This is a genomic window from Klebsiella sp. WP8-S18-ESBL-06 (genome assembly GCF_014169755.1).
GTDB lineage: Bacteria > Pseudomonadota > Gammaproteobacteria > Enterobacterales > Enterobacteriaceae > Kluyvera > Kluyvera ascorbata_B.
Window position 1 is genome coordinate 1,548,906 of record NZ_AP022256.1, and the last position, 19,087, is coordinate 1,567,992.

The window sequence follows — 19,087 nt, forward strand, 5'->3', positions numbered from 1 at the left end:
CCCCGGTTTACTCTCGTTCTCAGACAGGTACTGAACCGTGAAAATCCTTGTTGATGAAAATATGCCCTACGCCCGCGAACTTTTTAGCCGTCTGGGCGACGTTACCGCCGTTCCCGGTCGACCGATCCCGACCGAGGCGTTAACCGATGCCGATGCCCTGATGGTGCGTTCCGTGACGAAGGTGAACGAAGCGCTGCTGGGCGACAAAGCGATCAAATTTGTCGGCACCGCGACGGCGGGCACCGACCATGTCGATCAGGCATGGTTGAAACAGGCAGGGATCGGTTTCTCCGCCGCGCCGGGCTGTAATGCCATCGCGGTCGTAGAATATGTCTTCTCGGCGCTACTGATGCTGGCCGAGCGCGATGGGTTTGCGCTGACTGACCGTACCGTGGGCATTGTCGGCGTGGGGAATGTCGGCGGCCGTCTGCAAAAACGTCTTGCGGCGCTGGGTATCAAAACGCTGCTCTGCGATCCGCCGCGCGCCGATAACGGCGACGCGGGCGATTTCCTCCCGCTGGAGGAACTGGTGGCGCAGGCTGACGTACTGACCTTCCACACGCCGCTGTATAAAGACGGCCCGTATAAATCGTTGCATCTGGCCGACGAGGCGCTGATTCGTCGCCTGAAGCCGGGCGCGATTTTGATCAACGCCTGCCGTGGCCCGGTGGTGGATAACGCCGCGCTGCTGAAATGTCTTGAAGAGGGGCAGAAGCTGAGCGTAGTGCTCGACGTTTGGGAGCCCGAGCCGGACCTCAACCTGGCGCTGCTGGACAAAGTCGATCTGGGGACATCGCACATTGCGGGCTACACGCTCGAGGGCAAAGCGCGCGGTACGACCCAGGTGTTCGAAGCCTACAGCCAGTTTATCGGCCAACCGCAGGAAGTGGCGCTCTCATCGCTGCTGCCGGCGCCGGAATTTGGCCACATCAGCCTGCACGGTCCGCTCGATCAGCCTACGCTGAAAAGACTGGTGCATTTGGTGTATGATGTGCGCCGCGATGACGCGCCGCTGCGAAAAGTCGCGGGGATCCTGGGTGAGTTTGACAAGCTGCGCAAAAATTACCTTGAGCGTCGCGAATGGTCATCATTAACCGTGGAGTGTGATGATGCCGAGGCGGCCGAGCTGCTGCAAAAACTCGGGTTTAACGCCGTACATTGTTAATGTCTTCTTAATACCTCTGCCGGATACTCCGGCAGGGTCGCTTTTTTTCTGGAGTAAATCACCATGTCTGAAGGCTGGAATATTGCCATCCTGGGCGCAACCGGCGCCGTAGGCGAAGCCCTGCTTGAAACCCTTGCTGAACGTCAGTTCCCGGTGGGTGATATCTATGCGCTGGCGCGCGCCGACAGCGCGGGCGAACATCTGCGTTTCAACGGTAAATCGGTCAGAGTGCAGGATGCGGCGGAATTTGACTGGACGCAGGCGCAGCTGGCGTTCTTTGTCGCCGGTATGGAGGCGAGTGCCACCTATATAGAAGAAGCGACTAATTCCGGTTGTCTGGTTATCGACCTTAGCGGTCTGTTTGCCCTGGAACCGGACGTGCCGCTGGTGGTACCGGAAGTGAACCCGTTTGTGCTGGCTGACTATCGTAACCGTAACGTCATCGCCGTGGCAGACAGCCAGACCAGCCAACTGCTGGCGGCGCTGAAGCCGCTGATTGATGACGGTGGCCTGTCGCGCATCAACGTGACCAGCCTGATTTCCGCCTCTGCGCACGGTAAAAAAGCCGTCGACGCGCTGGCCGGGCAGAGCGCTAAGCTGCTGAACGGCATTCCTATCGACGAAGATGATTTCTTCGGTCGTCAGCTGGCCTTCAACATGCTGCCGATGCTGCCGGACCGCGAGGGCAACGTGCGTGATGAACGCCGTATTGTCGATCAGGTGCGTAAGATTATGCAGGATGAAGGGCTGATGATTTCCGCCAGTTGCATTCAGTCGCCGGTGTTCTACGGCCACGCGCAGATGGTGACATTTGAAGCCATGCGTCCGCTGTCGGCGGAAGAGGCGCGAGACGCCTTTGCGCGCGGCGAAGATATTGTGCTGTCGGAAGCGGGGGAATTCCCGACGCAGGTTGGCGACGCGACCGGCAGCGCGCATCTGTCGGTAGGCTGTGTGCGCAACGATTACGGTATGCCTGAGCAGGTACAGTTCTGGTCGGTGGCCGATAACGTCCGCTTTGGCGGCGCGTTGATGGCGGTGAAAACGGCCGAGAAGCTGGTGCTGGAGTATCTGTACTGATGTCTGAAATGGAGCAACTGCCGGTCTATCGAATTGCGCTGGGCATTGAGTACGACGGCAGCAAATATTACGGCTGGCAGCGGCAAAACGAAGTGCGCAGCGTGCAGGAAAAACTTGAAAAAGCCCTCTCGCAGGTGGCCAATGAGCCGATAAACGTCTTCTGCGCCGGGCGTACCGACGCGGGCGTTCACGGTACCGGGCAGGTGGTGCACTTTGAAACTCACGCCGTGCGTAAAGACGCGGCGTGGACGCTGGGCGTAAATGCGAATTTACCTGGTGACATTGCGGTGCGTTGGGTGAAAGCTGTGCCCGACGATTTTCATGCGCGTTTCAGCGCGACGGCGCGCCGCTACCGCTATGTGATTTATAACCACCGTCTGCGTCCGGCGGTGCTGGGTCAGGGGGTGACGCATTATCACCAACCCCTGGATGCTGAGCGGATGCACCGCGCGGCGCAAAGCCTGCTGGGCGAGAATGACTTCACCTCATTTCGGGCGGTGCAGTGCCAGTCGCGCACGCCGTGGCGTAACGTCATGCATATCAACGTGACCCGCTACGGCGCTTATATTGTTGTGGACATCAAAGCGAACGCCTTTGTGCACCACATGGTAAGGAATATTGTTGGCAGCCTGATGGAAGTTGGCGCAGGAAACCAGCCGGAGAGCTGGATTGCAGAACTGCTGGCGGCAAAAGACAGGACGCTTGCCGCAGCAACGGCGAAAGCGGAAGGGCTGTATCTGGTGGCGGTGGATTACCCCGCACACTTTGCGCTCCCTTCCGTGCCGATGGGCCCGCTATTCCTGGCGGACTAACGTAGTCATTTGGGGCTAAACAATATGGATCTCATCCGTTTTTTGATTGATTTTATCCTGCACATTGATGTGCACCTGGCGGAGCTGGTCGCGCAGTACGGCGTCTGGGTTTACGCTATTCTGTTCCTGATTCTGTTCTGCGAAACGGGGCTGGTAGTGACGCCTTTCCTGCCCGGCGATTCGCTGCTGTTCGTTGCTGGGGCGCTCTCCGCGCTGCCGACCAACGACATCAACGTACACGTCATGGTGGTACTGATGGTGATCGCTGCGATTGTCGGCGATGCGGTAAACTACACCATTGGACGCTTGTTCGGTGAGAAGCTCTTCAGCAACCCGAACTCGAAGATCTTTCGCCGTAGCTACCTGGATAAGACCCATGCCTTCTACGATAAACATGGTGGGAAAACCATTATTCTGGCGCGATTTGTGCCGATCGTCAGAACATTTGCGCCTTTTGTGGCGGGAATGGGCCACATGTCCTATCGTCATTTTGCGCTCTATAACGTGGCGGGCGCGCTGCTGTGGGTGCTGCTGTTTACCTACGCGGGCTATCTGTTCGGCGACCTGCCGGTAGTTCAGGAAAACCTGAAGCTGCTGATTGTCGCTATCATCGTGCTGTCCGTATTACCGGGCGTTATTGAAGTGATTCGCCACCGCCGCGCAGCGGCAAAACGGGCAAAATAACGCACGCAAGCGGGGCACGATTCAGCCGTGCCCTGTTACGACATGTTTCGCGGTTCGACCACTTTTTTATGCCAAGTTTCGGGCTGTTATGTTTTAATGTGCAACATTCATGGTCTATGAAGGGGAAAAGTGGCATTATGCGCGCCCCCTTAATGGCAAAACTGGCATCGACCAGGTTCAGGCAGAAAGGTTATCAATGAGCTGGATTGAACGAATTAAAAGCAACATCACACCTACCCGCAAGGCGAGCATCCCGGAAGGGGTATGGACCAAGTGCGATAGCTGTGGTCAGGTTTTGTATCGCGCCGAGCTGGAGCGTAACCTCGAGGTTTGCCCGAAGTGCGATCACCACATGCGTATGTCAGCGCGTAATCGCCTGCATAGCTTGTTGGATGAAGGGTCCCTGGTAGAACTGGGCAGTGAACTTGAGCCGAAAGACGTGCTGAAGTTCCGTGACTCTAAAAAGTATAAAGACCGTCTGGCATCCGCGCAGAAAGAGACGGGTGAGAAAGACGCGCTGGTGGTCATGAAGGGTACCCTGCATGATATGCCGGTTGTCGCCGCGGCCTTTGAATTTTCCTTTATGGGCGGTTCAATGGGTTCTGTCGTGGGCGCGCGCTTTGTGCGTGCCGTTGAGCAGGCGCTGGAAGACAACTGTCCGCTGATCTGCTTCTCTGCCTCCGGCGGTGCGCGCATGCAGGAAGCGCTGATGTCCCTGATGCAGATGGCGAAAACCTCCGCTGCGCTGGCGAAAATGCAGGAACGCGGCTTGCCGTATATTTCCGTGCTGACCGACCCGACCATGGGCGGCGTTTCCGCAAGTTTTGCGATGCTGGGCGATCTGAACATTGCTGAACCGAAAGCACTGATCGGTTTTGCCGGTCCGCGTGTTATCGAACAGACCGTGCGTGAAAAACTGCCGCCGGGTTTCCAGCGCAGTGAGTTTCTCATCGAGAAGGGCGCGATCGACATGATCGTGCGTCGCCCGGAAATGCGACTGAAGCTGGCCAGCATTCTGGCGAAGCTGATGAATCTCCCGGCGCCGAACCCGGACGCGCCGCGCGAAAGCGTGGTGGTGCCGCCGGTACCGGATCAGGCGCCAGAGGCCTGATGATGTAAAGGGCAGGGCCGGGTGGCGCTGCCCTTTTTGCTATTATTCACCGTTGAAAGTTGCGGGCATCATGGAAAAACATTCTATTCCTCAGGCCACGTCGCCCCTGGCTACGTGGCTTTCTTATCTGGAAAACCTCCATTCAAAAACCATCGACCTCGGACTGGCGCGCGTCAGCAAGGTCGCAGGGTCGCTCGACGTGCTGCAACCGGCGCCGTTCGTCTTTACCGTCGCGGGCACCAACGGCAAAGGCACCACCTGCCGGACGCTGGAAACCATCCTGATGGCCGCCGGCTATAAAGTGGGCGTGTACAGTTCGCCGCACCTGGTACGCTATACCGAGCGCGTGCGCGTGCAGGGGGAAGAGCTGGCGGAAAGCGCGCATACGGCATCATTCGCCGCGATTGAAGCGGCGCGCGGCGAAACATCGCTCACCTATTTTGAATACGGCACGCTGTCTGCGCTGTGGCTGTTCAAGCAGCAACAGGTTGATGTGGCCATTCTGGAAGTCGGCCTGGGCGGGCGACTGGATGCGACTAACATCGTCGATGCTAACGTTGCCGTAGTGACCAGCATTGCGCTGGACCACACCGACTGGCTGGGACCGGACCGTGAAAGCATCGGCCGTGAGAAAGCGGGGGTGTTCCGCGGTGGGCGGCCGGCGGTCGTCGGCGAGCCGGAGATGCCGCAGACGATTGCTGACGTGGCGCGCGAAAAGGGCGCATTGCTGCTGCAGCGTGACGTGGACTGGCGCTATAGCGTAGAGGCGGAAAGCTGGACCTTTAGCGACGCACAGGGCGAACTGCGCAATCTGCCGCTGCCTAACGTGCCGCAGCCGAATGCCGCCACCGCGCTGGCTGCGCTGCGCGCCAGCGGGCTTGCGGTGAGCGAGCAGGCGATTCGTGAAGGCATCGCCAGCGCGATCCTGCCGGGGCGTTTTCAGACTATCCAGTACGCGCCGCGGGTGATTCTCGACGTTGCGCATAACCCGCATGCCGCAGGCTACCTTGCCGGGCGTCTCAAATCCCTGCCGAAAACCGGGCGAGTGCTGGCGGTTATTGGTATGCTGCATGATAAGGACATTGCCGGCACGCTGGCGTGTCTGGAAAGCGTGGTCGACAGCTGGTACTGTGCGCCGCTGGAAGGGCCGCGCGGCGCGACGGCGGAACAGCTGCGCGCGCATTTGCGCGCGGGTGCCGTGTATGGCAGCGTGGCGCAGGCGTGGCATGCGGCGATGGCCGATGCCATGCCGGAAGATACGGTGCTGGTGTGTGGTTCGTTCCACACGGTAGCGCACGTGATGGAAGTATTGGACGCGGGGAGAGCCGGTGGCAAGTAAGTTTCAAAACCGTCTTGTCGGGACGATAGTGTTGGTCGCGCTGGGGGTCATTGTGCTGCCAGGGCTGCTTGACGGGCAAAAAAAGCATTATCAGGATGAATTTGCGGCCATTCCGCTGGTGCCTAAGCCCGGCGATCGCGATGAGCCGGATATGCTGCCGACGGCAACGCAGGCGCTGCCTGCTCAGCCGCCGGAAGGCGCCGCGGAAGAGGTACGCGCGGGCGATGCGGCGGCACCGTCGCTTGATTCCAGCCGTCTGGCGGTGAACGGTAACGGCGATCTCGAGCAGATCCCGCCGGCCGCCGAACTGCCGAAACCGAAGCCGGTCGAAAAACCGAAGCCGAAACCGCAGCCGGTAACGGAACAGGTGGCTGTTACCGCGCCGCCGAAAGCGGCACCTGAAGAGAAGGCTGCGCCGGTGGGCAAGGCTTACGTGGTGCAGCTTGGCGCGTTGAAGAACGCCGATAAGGTGAACGAAATTGTGGCCAGCCTGCGCGGCGCAGGTTATCACGCCTATACGTCGCCTTCGACGCCAGTTCAGGGTAAAATTACCCGCATTCTGGTTGGCCCGGACGCCTCGAAAGATAAGCTGAAAGGTTCGCTCGGTGAGCTGAAGCAGCTGTCGGGGCTGAGTGGGGTGGTGATGGGGTATACGCCGAACTAAGACGTGGGGCTTTTTCCCTCACACTCTCTCCTTTGGGAGAAGGGACCTTAGGGCATCGTTGGTAGGTTTCGCACCCATTTTCTCTCTCGCCCCTTTGGGGAGAGGGTCGGGGTGAGGGGCCGGACAACGCCGAAAACGACCAGAAAAACGATGGCGTTGAATGTTTTTTCAGCGCCATTTTTTATTTATGCCTGGGAAGGAAATCCCTACGCAAACGTTTTCTTTTTCTGTTAGAATGCGCCCGAACTGGATGACAGGGCGTAGAATCGTGGGACATATATGGTCTGGATTGATTACGCCATTATCGCGGTACTGGGCTTTTCTTGCCTGGTGAGTCTTATCCGTGGCTTCGTTCGCGAAGCGCTATCGTTGGTGACGTGGGGCTGTGCATTTTACGTAGCCAGCCATTACTACAACGATCTGTCTATCTGGTTTACGGGCTTTGAAGACGAACGGGTTCGAAATGGGATTGCTATTGCGGCGCTGTTTATCGCGACGCTCATCGTCGGCGCTATCGTCAACTACGTGATAGGCCAACTGGTGGAGAAGACCGGTTTATCGGGTACCGACAGGGTATTGGGGATCTGCTTCGGCGCGCTGCGCGGGGTGCTGATTATTGCCGCTATCCTGTTCTTCCTCGACACCTTTACCGGCATGGCAAAGAGCGAAGACTGGCAGCAGTCGCAGTTTATTCCCTATTTTTCACCGGTTATCAGATGGTTTTTTGAATACCTTCAAAGCTCGTCAAGTTTCTTGCCCAAAGTATAAGCTTTGGGTCGTTGCTGAACGAGGAAAAGACGTATGTGCGGTATTGTCGGTATCGCCGGTGTTATGCCGGTAAACCAGTCGATTTATGATGCGCTAACGGTGCTGCAGCACCGTGGACAGGATGCCGCTGGCATCATCACCATTGATGCCAACAACTGCTTCCGCCTGCGTAAGGCGAACGGTCTGGTGAGCGATGTCTTTGAAGCCCGCCACATGCAGCGTATGCAGGGCAATATGGGTATTGGCCACGTGCGTTACCCAACGGCGGGCAGCTCCAGCGCCTCTGAGGCTCAGCCTTTCTACGTGAACTCGCCGTACGGTATTACGCTGGCGCACAACGGTAATCTGACCAATGCGCACGAGTTACGTCAGAAGCTGTTTGAAGAAAAACGCCGTCACATCAACACCACCTCCGATTCTGAAATCCTGCTCAATATCTTTGCCAGCGAGCTGGATAACTTCCGCCATTATCCGCTGGAAGCTGATAACATTTTCGCCGCTATCGCCGCGACGAACCGCCAGATCCGCGGCGCCTACGCCTGCGTGGCGATGATTATCGGCCACGGCATGGTTGCCTTCCGCGACCCGAACGGCATCCGTCCGCTGGTGCTGGGCAAACGCGATGTGGGCGATGGCCGTACCGAGTATATGGTGGCCTCCGAAAGCGTGGCGCTGGATACACTCGGCTTTGAATTCCTGCGCGACGTTGCGCCAGGGGAAGCGATTTACATCACCGAGAAGGGGCAGCTGTTTACCCGCCAGTGCGCCGACAACCCGGTCAGCAACCCGTGCCTGTTCGAATACGTTTACTTCGCGCGTCCGGATTCCTTCATCGACAAAATCTCCGTCTACAGCGCCCGCGTGAATATGGGCACCAAGCTTGGCGAGAAGATTGCGCGCGAGTGGGAAGATCTGGATATTGACGTCGTGATCCCTATTCCGGAAACGTCCTGCGACATCGCGCTGGAAATTGCTCGTATCCTGGGCAAACCGTACCGTCAGGGCTTCGTGAAGAATCGCTACGTTGGCCGTACCTTTATCATGCCGGGGCAGCAACTGCGTCGTAAGTCCGTGCGCCGCAAGCTGAACGCCAACCGCGCTGAGTTCCGTGATAAGAACGTGCTGCTGGTTGATGACTCTATCGTGCGTGGCACCACGTCCGAGCAGATTATCGAGATGGCGCGTGAAGCCGGTGCGAAGAAGGTCTATCTGGCCTCTGCGGCGCCGGAAATTCGTTTCCCGAACGTCTACGGTATTGATATGCCGACGGCCAATGAGCTGATCGCCCACGGGCGTGAAGTGGATGAAATTCGCCAGATCATCGGCGCGGACGGCCTTATCTTCCAGGATCTGAACGATCTTATCGACGCGGTACGCGCAGAGAACCCGGATATCCAGCAGTTCGAATGCTCGGTGTTCAACGGTGTCTATGTGACCAAAGACGTTGACCAGACCTATCTCGACTTCCTCGATTCACTGCGCAACGACGATGCGAAAGCCGTCCAGCTGCAGAATGAAGTTGAGAATTTAGAGATGCATAACGAAGGGTAAATCAGGACATGCCGGATGGCGACGCATCGCGTCTTATCCGGCCTACAGTCCACCATCGTTGTAGGCCGGATAAGGCATAGCCGCCGTCCGGCTTTTTTTATGGTTATGCCTCGTCGACCCAAATCCGCATTTCGCCCTCGCCACGGTTGGCCCAGCTAAACCACGGAATAAAGGTCAGCATCTGCTTCTCAACCGCTGTCTGACGATTATCAAAGCTGTACAGCGGCTTATTCTCCTGAGCCGTCAACACGCGTAGCCCTTCCGCCTGTAGCAGCACTTTGCCTTTCAGCACGCCGACGCCCTGAATCTCGCGAAAGGTCGCCGTTTTCGGCAGCGACAGGTTGTGCAACTCCGCGCCGTTATCCGCTTCTTCCAGGCAGTAAACCAACGGCCCGCGCTGAATCGCCACTTTACCGGCAGCGTGACGCACCCGCGAGTTAGCATAGACGCAGCGGATGGTCATCGGCAGATGCAGCGTTACCACGTCGCCTTCCTGCCATTGACGATGCAGATGCAGATAGCCTTTGATGATGTCACCCTGCGCGGCGTTCCCGTTCACCCGCACCTGCGGCGCTTCACACCATTCCGGCAGGCGTAGCGCGAGCGTATGCTCGACCGCCTGCGGTTGGCTGAAGCGAATCGTGACCTGCTCATCCCACGGGTAGTTGCCCTCTATTTTCAGCGCCAGCGTCCGGCCATTAACCGTAAACTGTGCTTCGCTTCCGGCATAGAAGTTGATAAACAGCGCGTCCTGGCGAGGGGTAAAGAGGTAGTGGCCGATAGCGACGAGCGTGCGGGCGATATTCGGCGGGCAGCAGGCGCAGCCGAACCAGCGCTGGCGTACCGGCTTAATGTGGTCGTAAATATGGTTGTGTGGAATGCTCTTCGGGTGCGTCTCTAACGGGTTCACGTAGAAAAAGTGTTTGCCGTCCAGCGCCATGCCGCCAAGCACCGTATTGTAAAACGCGCGCTCCATGACCTCGGCGTAGTGGGCGTCTCCCTCCATCTCCAGCATGCGTCGGGCGAACATCATCAGACCGATGGAGGCGCAGCTCTCGCCGTAGGCGGTGTCGTTTGGCAGATCGTAGTCGCTGGTGAAGGCTTCGCCGATGCCCTGTGAACCGATACCGCCGGTGATGTACATCCGACGTTGTACCATATTGTTCCAGATGCGCAGACAGGTCTGGCGCTTTTCTTCATCATGAGTCAGGCGGGCGAGGTGCGCCAGGCCGGTCATCAGGTATACCGAGCGTACCGCGTGGCCGACCGCTTCGTTCTGCTCTGCGAGCGGTTTGTGCGCGTGGGTGTAGGCTTTATCCTTCACCATCCATGCCTCGCCCCAGTTGTCCCAGTGCCAGGTGCCGCCACGCTTTTCAAACTCAATATCGTAGTAGTACGGCTGCTGGCCGCGTTCTTCGAGGAAAAAGCGCGCCAGCGCCTGGTAACGAGGCTCCCGGGTGACTTCATACAAACGCATCAACGCCAGCTCGATTTCAGGATGCCCGGGATAGCCGCGCAGCTGGCCATCGTTCGGGCCAAAAACGGTATCAATATGATCGGCAAAACGGCAGGCTATCTCCAGCAGGCGGCGCTTACCGGTGGCGTTGAAGAACGCCACCGCCGCTTCGAACAGGTGCCCTGCACAGTACATTTCGTGGCATTCGGCCACGTTGGTCCAGCGTAGCCCCGGTTCTTTCACGGTATACCAGGTGTTGAGATAGCCGTCTTCGCACTGCGCCTGTGCCAGCAGTTCAATCACGGCATCGGCGGTTTGTTCAAGTTCGCTATCCGGCTTCTGGCTCAGCGACCAGGCGACGGCCTCCAGCCATTTGGTGACGTCACTATCCTGGAACACCATCCCGTAAAATTCGCCGGGCTCCAGCCCGGCGGCAATGCGATAGTTAGCCAGCGCGTGGCTGGGTTCGGCTTCGGGAATGTTATCGTTCAGCGCTTCCCACTGGTAAGGGATCACCACGTCGCGAATCAACCGCTGGTATTCGCCCAGAAACGGGTCGGTGATGGTAATACGGTTCAGATCGGCTTCAATCACATCAGACTGCATCATGTTTACCTCAGGAAATGTGTGAATGTCTTTGGCGAAGGTCGGTAGAAATACGTTGCATCATTGTGCCGTTAAGTCGGCACTTCAGCAGGCACAGCGCCAGCGCGAGGTGGAACAGCGCCGGTACGATGCTTTGCAGCAGGGTGATACCCTGAATGGACGCTGCGGTCTGGTTTTCCAGCCCTGGCTGGTAGGCCACCATGATCAGGATCAGACTGATGATGCCGCCGGAAGAGGCCCAGGAGAGCTTGATGAAAAAGAGGTTAAAGGCGAAGTTCATCCCTGATGAACGCACGCCGGTTTTCCATTCGCCGTAGTCGTCGGCGAAGGCCATAATCGAGAAGTGCAGCGGCAGGGTGAAGCCTTGAATGACGCTATTTACGGCTATGCAAACCAGCCATAGCGTCTGATAGTGCGGCCCCGTAGGGAGGAAGTACATGCCCACGCCAAAAGCGACCAGAACAAGGTTCGTCCAGTAGTAGAGGCGCACCATATCCATGCGGCGGGAGAGCGGGTTGACGATCACCGCGCCGGCAATCCCGGAAAGCGTCAGAATGCCGAAGAAGAGCGACATGTAGCCGGCGCCACCCTGGAGCACGTAGGAAATAAAGTACATATAGCCGCCGCCGCGGATGCACAGAATGTTCACCAGCAGGAACGACATCACCAGCATCATCAGTAACTGATCGTTTTTGCGCAGTCCTTTCAGGTGTTCGCGCAGGGTGAAATTGCCTGCTAGCGACAGCGGCACCCGCTCTTTTACCCAGAAGAAGCACAGCAGGAACATGATCATGCCTATCGTGCACAGCACGGTGACGCCGTACTGGTAGCCCTTGGCCAGGTTACCGTTACCGAAAAACTCAACCATCCACGGCAGGCCAACAGAGACGAGAAAACCGGCTACGCCGCTGAGCACAAAGCGCCAGGACTGGCAGGACATCACCTGATCGTGGCGATTGGTGATCGCGTTAATCAGCGCACAGTAAGGGACGTTGTTCGCGGTATAGCCAATCGATATCAGAAAGTAGGTACCGAAAGCCCAGGCTATTTTCGCGTTAGGCCCCATATCCGGTACGGTAAATGTCAGGATACCAATGACGGCGAGCGGTACCGCCGTCCACAGCTGCCAGGGGCGAAAACGCCCCCAGCGGCTGCGCGTGCGGTCGGCGATCACGCCCATTACCGGGTCGGAAACGGCGTCGAAAATACGCAGGACAAAAAACATCGCACCAACGATGGCCGGACTGAGGCCAAAGATATCGGTGTAGAAAAAAAGGAGAAATCCGCTGATTAAATCCGAGATGCAATGCCCGCCGGCATCGCCTAATCCATAGCCTATCTTTTCGCGGGTAGACAGCGTCTCTCCCGCATCAACGTTCTGTACATCGGTATTCAGGTTATCAGCAACGGTCATAACCAATCCTCGATCAGGGTGATGATTCAAAAAGTCATTACGGCGTATCTCTGACGAATTTTTAGTAAATAACTAACGGCGATGAGGATAGGGCTTGAGCGCGTTTTTCGTATACAACGTGATTTTTAAAGAGTGAAATTGATCTTATTTTTACTATAAATTAATTATAAATGGTGATTTTGATCTCGTTTATTGGCTGTAATGCAGGAGGTATTGGAGAATGTAGCATTCGTTCTCAGTGTTCTTTTTAATATGTTTAGTAAAAATAAAACTTAGGATTGTCAGCTCGTTGGTGGTAGGGGATACTCTTTGTTCGGTCTGGCGGTGAAGAAGGTAAGCAAAAGCATGACGAAGAAGACCCGAATTAAAGACATTGCCAGCGCCTGCGGCGTCTCGATTGCGGCGGTTTCTCGGGCGCTGAAAGGGCAGCCAGGGCTGAGCGATGAGACACGCCAGCGTATCCTGACGATGGCGCAGGAAGCAGGGTATGACTTCAGCCGTCTACGCAACGGGCGTATTAAGCGGCTGCTTTTTTTGCTGCACCGCGAGCACAACATTGCCAGCGCGCTGCCGTTTTATTCCACGGTTATGCTCGGCGTGGCAGACGCCTGCCGTGAGAATGAGGTCGCCATGAGCTTCCAGCCGATTGGCCCGCAGGACAGGGTGGCGGATCTTATTCATCTGCATCAGCCAGATGCGCTAATCTGTGCCGGGTATCTCGAACCTGAAGTGCTGGCCGAGCTGCGGCAGGCCGCGCTGCCGGTGGCGCTGGTCGACCTGTGGGCGGCCGATTTTCCCTGCGTGAATCCGGATAACTTCCACGGGGGCTTTGTCGCGACGCGCCATCTTCTGGCGCAAGGGAGAACGCGTATCGCCTTTCTGGGGACTTCGCAACGCCATTACAGTATTCGCCAGCGCGTTGAGGGCTACCAGCAGGCGTTATTTGACGCCGGTCTGGCGCTGCCATCGGCGTACCGTATCGAGGTGCCGCCGGTAAAAGATATCGAACAGGCGCTGGTGGAAGGGATGTCGCAGCTGTTGGGGCTAGCGCAGCCGCCGGATGCCATTTTCGCCTATAACGACGTGGCGGCGCTGGTGGCGATGCGTGAGTGCGCGCGCCGGGGTATCCGCGTACCGCAAGACGTGGCGATTGTGGGTTTTGACGATATTGACGCTGCCGCCTGGGCGCATCCGCCGCTTTCGACGGTGGCGGTCGATAAACGCGAACTGGGGCGCGATGCTTTCCAGCTTCTGCTCAGCGATGAGAGCGAACGAAACCTGTTGCTGCCGGTTCGGCTAATAGAGCGCGAAAGTTCGGTAACTCACGCCAGTGCGTCACAGTTGCGTCTGGCTCCATAATCCGGCAAAGTTGGCGCCAGTAGAGAAAAAGGGCGGTCAACGTGAAGCGACTCATCATTGGAATCTCCGGCGCCAGCGGCGCCATTTACGGCGTACGCCTGCTTGAGGTGCTACGCGCCCTGCCGGACGTCGAAACGCATCTGGTGATGAGCCAGGCAGCCCGCCAGACGCTGGCGCTGGAAACATCGCTTTCCCTGCGCGACGTTCAAACATTGGCCGATGTCGTACACGATTCCCGCGATATTGCCGCCAGTATTTCTTCTGGCTCCTTCAAAACGGCAGGGATGGCGATTTTGCCATGCTCTATTAAAAGCCTTTCCGGGATTGTGAACAGCTACACCGATGGTCTGCTGACGCGCGCTGCCGATGTGGTGCTCAAAGAGCGTAGGCCGCTGGTGCTGTGCGTGCGCGAAACGCCGCTGCATCTCGGCCATCTGCGGCTGATGACGCAGGCAGCGGAAATGGGGGCGATAATTATGCCGCCGGTGCCCGCGTTCTATCATCGCCCGCAAACGCTGGATGACGTCATCAATCAGACCGTGAACCGGGTGCTCGATCAGTTTGATATCACCCTACCGGACGATCTGTTTACCCGCTGGTCGGGCGCCTGATGCGCTCATGATGTCTCTTTTGCCCTGTTTCAGGGCAATTCTGCAACGCCGATCAAATCCTCGCGATTAAATCATCCCGATTGCATTTTTGTGCTCGATTTATACGCAGCGGCTGATATCTTCGTCTGTGTTTACCTTTTCTTATCCTTTTGTTAACAAATTTAACGCCATTTAGCTCGTCGGCGAAAGGTTTGGCACAAAAGATGCAGAGTCAGGTTTGCAGACACAACACAACATAACGATATCGCAGTTAACAACATCACGATTTAATAGGGGAACGTATGAAGAAGACGGTTCTTGCTCTCTCTCTGCTGCTGGGTCTCAGCAGCGCTGCCAGCGTCTTTGCCGCACTGCCGCAGAGCATTCGCATCGGTACCGACACCACCTACGCACCGTTCTCATCGAAAGATGCCAAAGGCGATTTTATCGGCTTTGATATCGATCTGGGCAACGAAATGTGCAAACGTGCAAGCATCAAGTGTACGTGGGTGGGAAGCGATTTCGATGCGCTGATCCCTTCGCTGAAAGCGAAGAAAATCGATGCCATCATTTCTTCATTGTCCATCACGGAAAAACGTCAGCAGGAGATAGCCTTCTCTAACAAACTGTATGCCGCTGACTCACGCCTGATTGCCGCCAAAGGTTCGGCAATTAAACCCACGCTGGACGCGCTGAAGGGTAAACACATCGGCGTTCTTCAGGGTTCTACCCAGGAAGCCTACGCCAATGAAAACTGGCGCAGTAAAGGCGTCGACGTGGTGGCCTACCAGAACCAGGATCTGATTTACTCCGATCTGGCCGCCGGGCGTCTTGACGCCGCGTTCCAGGATGAGGTGGCCGCCAGTGAAGGCTTCCTCAAGCAGCCAGCGGGCAAAACGTTTGACTTTGCGGGCCCATCGGTGAAGGACAAAAAATTCTTTGGCGACGGGACGGGCGTTGGCCTGCGTAAAGATGACGTAGAGCTGAAGGCCGCGCTGGATAAGGCGTTGGCCGAACTGCGCGCCGATGGCACCTACGACAAAATGGCGAAGAAGTACTTCAACTTTAACGTCTACGGCGATTAATCCGCCGGGTGTGTCATCGTGGTGCAGATAAATCGCCATGCACCACGGTGGTGCATTTTTTGCTCGAAAGTTGCGCGCAGTTGCATAATTAAGCATTTTTAATGAGAAAAATGCCAGCCGAAAGGGCAGAATGCTTTGCCTTGATGGGCCGAAAGATGGCACGATAACCGCTCAGATAATTTCTAAAAAACCCACAAGAATTACTGTCTGTTGAGGATGATTATGAAAAAACTGGCGTTATCTCTTTCTCTGGTTCTGGCGCTTGCTTCCGCATCGAGCGCATTTGCAGCAATTCCGCAAAAAGTGCGCATTGGTACTGACCCAACGTACGCACCGTTCGAGTCAAAAAATGCCCAGGGCGAATTAGTGGGTTTTGACATTGATCTGGCCAAAGAGCTGTGTAAGCATCCAGGCACAATGTACCTTCGTTGAGAACCCGCTGGATGCCCTGATCCCCTCGCTGAAAGCGAAGAAAATCGATGCCATCATGTCATCGCTGTCGATCACTGAAAAACGTCAGCAGGAAATCGCCTTTACCGACAAACTTTATGCGGCCGATTCGCGCCTGGTGGTGAAAAAAGGTTCTCCGATTACGCCGGATATCGCCACGCTGAAAGGTAAGCGCGTTGGCGTATTGCAGGGAACGACCCAGGAAACCTACGGTAACGAGCACTGGGCGCCAAAAGGTATCGAAATTGTCTCCTACCAGGGCCAGGACAACATCTACTCTGACCTGACCGCTGGCCGTATCGATGCCGCGTTCCAGGACGAAGTGGCGGCGAGCGAAGGCTTCCTGAAGCAGCCTATCGGTAAAGACTACCAGTTCGGCGGCCCGTCGATTAAAGACGAGAAGCTGTTCGGCGTCGGTACCGGTATGGGCCTGCGTAAAGGCGACACTGAACTGCTGAACGCGCTGAACAAGGCGTTTGCTGAAATGCGTGCCGACGGCACCTACGACAAGCTGGCGAAGAAATACTTCGATTTTAACGTTTACGGCGAGTAATCATCACGAGTAACCTGTCGCTTTGCACGCACAGAGCGACGGGCGTCAAGACAGGACTGGCAGCATGCTGTACGGGTTTTCACAGGTAATTTTTCAGGGCGCTCTTGTCACCCTTGAGCTGGCCGTCAGCTCGGTGGTTCTGGCCGTGCTTATTGGGTTGGTTGGTGCGGGAGCTAAGCTCTCCCGAAATCGCGTGCTGGCGTTAATTTTTGAGGGTTACACCACGCTGATTCGTGGGGTGCCCGATTTAGTGCTGATGCTGCTGATTTTCTACGGGCTGCAGATGGTGCTGAACGTGATCACCGATTCACTCGGCATCGATCAGTTTGATATCGACCCGATGATCGCCGGTATCATTACGCTCGGTTTTATCTACGGCGCTTATTTCACCGAAACTTTTCGCGGTGCCTTTATGGCGGTGCCGAAAGGGCACATCGAAGCCGCGACCGCCTTTGGATTTACCAGCGGGCAAACTTTTCGGCGCATTTTATTTCCGGCCATGATGCGTTACGCGCTGCCGGGGATTGGCAATAACTGGCAGGTGATCCTCAAGGCGACCGCGCTGGTGTCGCTGCTGGGGCTGGAAGATGTGGTCAAGGCGACCCAGCTTGCCGGTAAAAGCACCTGGGAGCCGTTCTACTTCGCCATTGTTTGCGGGGTGATATATCTGTTGTTTACCACCGTTTCCAATGGCGTACTGCTGCTGCTCGAACGCCGCTACTCCGTAGGCGTGAAGAGGGCCGATCTGTGATTGAGATTATTCAGGAGTACTGGAAAGCGCTGCTGTGGAGCGACGGCTATCGTTTCACCGGCGTGGCTATCACTCTATGGCTGCTGGTGCTGTCGGTCGTGATGGGCGGCATTATGGCGCTGTTCCTCGCGATTGCCCGGGTTTCCAGCAATAAATATATTAAGTTTCCGGTGTGGTTGTTTACCTATATTTTCCGCGGGACGCCGCTGTATGTGCAGCTGCTGGTGTTCTATTCCGGGATGTATACGCTGGAAATCGTGAAAGGTACTGAGCTGCTAAACGCCTTTTTCCGCAGCGGCCTGAACTGTACGGTGCTGGCGCTCACGCTCAATACCTGTGCCTATACCACCGAGATTTTCGCCGGGGCGATTCGTTCTGTGCCCGCGGGGGAGGTTGAGGCGGCGCGAGCCTATGGTTTCTCGTCGTTTAAGCTTTACCGCTGCATTATTCTGCCGTCGGCGCTGCGTATTGCGCTACCGGCTTACAGCAACGAAGTGATCCTGATGCTGCACTCGACGGCGCTGGCGTTTACCGCCACCGTTCCTGACTTGCTGAAGATCGCCCGCGATATCAACTCGGCAACCTATCAGCCGTTTACCGCTTTTGGCATTGCCGCCGTGCTCTATTTGATTATCTCGTATGTGCTGATTCGCCTGTTCCGTAAAGCGGAAAAGCGCTGGCTAAAACATATGAAACCGACTTCTACGCACTGAGAACATGATGGCTGATAAAAAACTAAACGTAATCGATCTGCATAAACGCTACGGCGAGCATGAGGTGCTGAAAGGCGTTTCGCTGAAAGCTAACGCTGGCGACGTCATTAGCATTATCGGTTCGTCGGGCTCGGGCAAAAGTACGTTCCTGCGCTGCATTAACTTTCTCGAAAAGCCGAGCGAAGGCACGATTATCGTTAACGGGCAGAATATTGGCCTGGTCCGCGATAGTGACGGTCAGCTCAAGGTCGCGGATAAAAACCAGCTGTGCCTCCTGCGTACTCGCCTGACTATGGTATTCCAGCATTTCAATCTGTGGAGCCACATGACGGTGCTGGAGAACGTCATGGAAGCGCCGATCCAGGTGCTGGGCCTCAGCAAGCAGGAAGCGCGCGATCGCGCGGTGAAATACCTGGCGAAGGTGGGCATCGACGAACGTCAGCAGGAGAAATACCCGGTACACCTGTCCGGCGGCCAACAGCAGCGCGTGTCCATTGCTCGCGCCCTGGCGATGGAGCCGGAAGTGCTGCTGTTTGATGAACCGACTTCAGCGCTTGACCCGGAGCTGGTGGGTGAGGTGTTGCGCATTATGCAGCAGCTGGCTGAAGAAGGGAAAACGATGGTGGTGGTGACGCACGAAATGGGCTTTGCCCGCCACGTTTCATCGCACGTGATTTTCCTGCATCAGGGCAAAATTGAGGAAGAGGGCAATCCGGAAGCCGTATTCGGTAACCCGCAGAGCCCGCGTTTGCAGCAGTTTCTCAGCGGCGCGCTGAAATAAAAATAAAGCCGGTTAACCCCGGCTTTGTTTTTAATTGTACTTATTTAATTTAATCATATTTTATATGGGTTTTGTGTGATCGCCAAGAGGCGATTCTTTTTGTGTATGCCGTACTTAAATTATTAATGGCAATAAGATAAAGGTTTTAATAGTTGCGA

The 19,087-nt window shown here is 56.4% G+C and carries 17 protein-coding genes and 1 pseudogene; 16 read left to right on the forward strand and 2 right to left on the reverse strand.

From position 1 onward, the window contains the following. Positions 1-37: 37 nt before the first annotated feature. The 9 genes from pdxB to purF all read left to right on the forward strand — a co-directional run bounded on the left by pdxB (position 38) and on the right by purF (position 9,171). Positions 38-1,165, forward strand: a complete 1,128-nt coding sequence (gene pdxB, locus H7R76_RS07375; protein ID WP_182967376.1) for a 4-phosphoerythronate dehydrogenase PdxB — start codon at positions 38-40, stop codon at positions 1,163-1,165. A gap of 63 nt (positions 1,166-1,228) precedes the next feature. Beyond that, positions 1,229-2,242: an aspartate-semialdehyde dehydrogenase gene (locus H7R76_RS07380; RefSeq protein ID WP_106924240.1), complete on the forward strand. Its 1,014-nt coding sequence runs from the start codon at positions 1,229-1,231 to the stop codon at positions 2,240-2,242. Continuing rightward, positions 2,242-3,054: a tRNA pseudouridine(38-40) synthase TruA gene (gene truA, locus H7R76_RS07385; RefSeq protein WP_106924241.1), complete on the forward strand. Its 813-nt coding sequence runs from the start codon at positions 2,242-2,244 to the stop codon at positions 3,052-3,054. The genes H7R76_RS07380 and truA overlap by 1 nt, the downstream gene beginning before the upstream one ends. A 24-nt stretch (positions 3,055-3,078) precedes the next feature. Then, positions 3,079-3,738, forward strand: coding sequence for a DedA family protein (locus H7R76_RS07390; RefSeq protein WP_106924242.1), 660 nt, complete (start codon positions 3,079-3,081; stop codon positions 3,736-3,738). Positions 3,739-3,934: 196 nt separating this feature from the next. Then, positions 3,935-4,849: an acetyl-CoA carboxylase, carboxyltransferase subunit beta gene (accD, locus tag H7R76_RS07395; RefSeq protein ID WP_106924243.1), complete on the forward strand. Its 915-nt coding sequence runs from the start codon at positions 3,935-3,937 to the stop codon at positions 4,847-4,849. A gap of 70 nt (positions 4,850-4,919) precedes the next feature. After that, positions 4,920-6,188, forward strand: coding sequence for a bifunctional tetrahydrofolate synthase/dihydrofolate synthase (gene folC / locus H7R76_RS07400; RefSeq protein WP_106924244.1), 1,269 nt, complete (start codon positions 4,920-4,922; stop codon positions 6,186-6,188). Continuing rightward, positions 6,178-6,852: a cell division protein DedD gene (dedD, locus tag H7R76_RS07405; RefSeq protein WP_182930240.1), complete on the forward strand. Its 675-nt coding sequence runs from the start codon at positions 6,178-6,180 to the stop codon at positions 6,850-6,852. Before folC ends, dedD begins: the two co-directional genes overlap by 11 nt. Before the next feature lie 279 nt (positions 6,853-7,131). Then, positions 7,132-7,620 (forward strand): colicin V production protein, encoded by a 489-nt coding sequence (cvpA, locus tag H7R76_RS07410; protein WP_106924246.1) that lies wholly within the window; start codon positions 7,132-7,134, stop codon positions 7,618-7,620. 33 nt (positions 7,621-7,653) lie between these two features. Beyond that, on the forward strand, positions 7,654-9,171 hold the full coding sequence (gene purF, locus H7R76_RS07415) for an amidophosphoribosyltransferase (protein WP_106924247.1): 1,518 nt from the start codon (positions 7,654-7,656) through the stop codon (positions 9,169-9,171). A gap of 103 nt (positions 9,172-9,274) precedes the next feature. On the opposite strand, the gene H7R76_RS07420 is transcribed toward purF, so the two are convergent. Next, entirely contained in the window at positions 9,275-11,236 is a 1,962-nt protein-coding gene (locus H7R76_RS07420) for a glycoside hydrolase family 127 protein (protein ID WP_182967378.1), read from the reverse strand. A gap of 7 nt (positions 11,237-11,243) precedes the next feature. Continuing rightward, entirely contained in the window at positions 11,244-12,647 is a 1,404-nt protein-coding gene (locus H7R76_RS07425) for an MFS transporter (RefSeq protein WP_182967380.1), read from the reverse strand. Positions 12,648-12,992: 345 nt separating this feature from the next. Here H7R76_RS07425 and H7R76_RS07430 point away from each other — a divergent pair, with 345 nt between their 5' ends. The 7 genes and pseudogenes from H7R76_RS07430 to hisP all read left to right on the forward strand — a co-directional run bounded on the left by H7R76_RS07430 (position 12,993) and on the right by hisP (position 18,929). After that, a complete protein-coding gene (locus H7R76_RS07430; RefSeq protein WP_182928563.1) occupies positions 12,993-14,006 on the forward strand; it encodes a LacI family DNA-binding transcriptional regulator in 1,014 nt (337 codons plus the stop codon). 41 nt (positions 14,007-14,047) lie between these two features. After that, complete coding sequence (locus H7R76_RS07435; protein WP_182930243.1) at positions 14,048-14,617, forward strand: UbiX family flavin prenyltransferase; 570 nt, start codon at positions 14,048-14,050, stop codon at positions 14,615-14,617. 281 nt (positions 14,618-14,898) lie between these two features. Continuing rightward, positions 14,899-15,681 (forward strand): lysine/arginine/ornithine ABC transporter substrate-binding protein ArgT, encoded by a 783-nt coding sequence (gene argT, locus H7R76_RS07440; RefSeq protein WP_106924251.1) that lies wholly within the window; start codon positions 14,899-14,901, stop codon positions 15,679-15,681. Positions 15,682-15,903: 222 nt separating this feature from the next. Beyond that, positions 15,904-16,684 (forward strand): annotated as a pseudogene (hisJ, locus tag H7R76_RS07445) (histidine ABC transporter substrate-binding protein HisJ). 64 nt (positions 16,685-16,748) lie between these two features. Next, positions 16,749-17,435, forward strand: coding sequence for a histidine ABC transporter permease HisQ (locus tag H7R76_RS07450; RefSeq protein ID WP_182967382.1), 687 nt, complete (start codon positions 16,749-16,751; stop codon positions 17,433-17,435). Continuing rightward, positions 17,432-18,148 carry an ABC transporter permease gene (locus H7R76_RS07455; RefSeq protein ID WP_106924254.1) on the forward strand — a complete coding sequence of 239 codons (717 nt, stop codon included), beginning with the start codon at positions 17,432-17,434 and terminating at the stop codon, positions 18,146-18,148. Before H7R76_RS07450 ends, H7R76_RS07455 begins: the two co-directional genes overlap by 4 nt. Positions 18,149-18,155: 7 nt before the next feature. Further along, complete coding sequence (gene hisP, locus H7R76_RS07460) at positions 18,156-18,929, forward strand: histidine ABC transporter ATP-binding protein HisP (RefSeq protein WP_182967384.1); 774 nt, start codon at positions 18,156-18,158, stop codon at positions 18,927-18,929. Positions 18,930-19,087 lie beyond the last annotated feature (158 nt).

Bases quoted from the DNA above. Each gene is read 5' to 3' on its own strand.
- H7R76_RS07390 (WP_106924242.1), top strand. From the start codon at position 3,079: ATGGATCTCATCCGTTTTTTGATTGATTTTATCCTGCACATTGATGTG.
- argT (WP_106924251.1), top strand. From the start codon at position 14,899: ATGAAGAAGACGGTTCTTGCTCTCTCTCTGCTGCTGGGTCTCAGCAGC.
- H7R76_RS07425 (WP_182967380.1), bottom strand. From the start codon at position 12,647: ATGACCGTTGCTGATAACCTGAATACCGATGTACAGAACGTTGATGCG.
- purF (WP_106924247.1), top strand. From the start codon at position 7,654: ATGTGCGGTATTGTCGGTATCGCCGGTGTTATGCCGGTAAACCAGTCG.
- folC (WP_106924244.1), top strand. From the start codon at position 4,920: ATGGAAAAACATTCTATTCCTCAGGCCACGTCGCCCCTGGCTACGTGG.
- cvpA (WP_106924246.1), top strand. From the start codon at position 7,132: ATGGTCTGGATTGATTACGCCATTATCGCGGTACTGGGCTTTTCTTGC.
- truA (WP_106924241.1), top strand. From the start codon at position 2,242: ATGTCTGAAATGGAGCAACTGCCGGTCTATCGAATTGCGCTGGGCATT.
- H7R76_RS07450 (WP_182967382.1), top strand. From the start codon at position 16,749: ATGCTGTACGGGTTTTCACAGGTAATTTTTCAGGGCGCTCTTGTCACC.
- hisP (WP_182967384.1), top strand. From the start codon at position 18,156: ATGGCTGATAAAAAACTAAACGTAATCGATCTGCATAAACGCTACGGC.
- H7R76_RS07420 (WP_182967378.1), bottom strand. From the start codon at position 11,236: ATGATGCAGTCTGATGTGATTGAAGCCGATCTGAACCGTATTACCATC.
- accD (WP_106924243.1), top strand. From the start codon at position 3,935: ATGAGCTGGATTGAACGAATTAAAAGCAACATCACACCTACCCGCAAG.
- H7R76_RS07430 (WP_182928563.1), top strand. From the start codon at position 12,993: ATGACGAAGAAGACCCGAATTAAAGACATTGCCAGCGCCTGCGGCGTC.
- H7R76_RS07380 (WP_106924240.1), top strand. From the start codon at position 1,229: ATGTCTGAAGGCTGGAATATTGCCATCCTGGGCGCAACCGGCGCCGTA.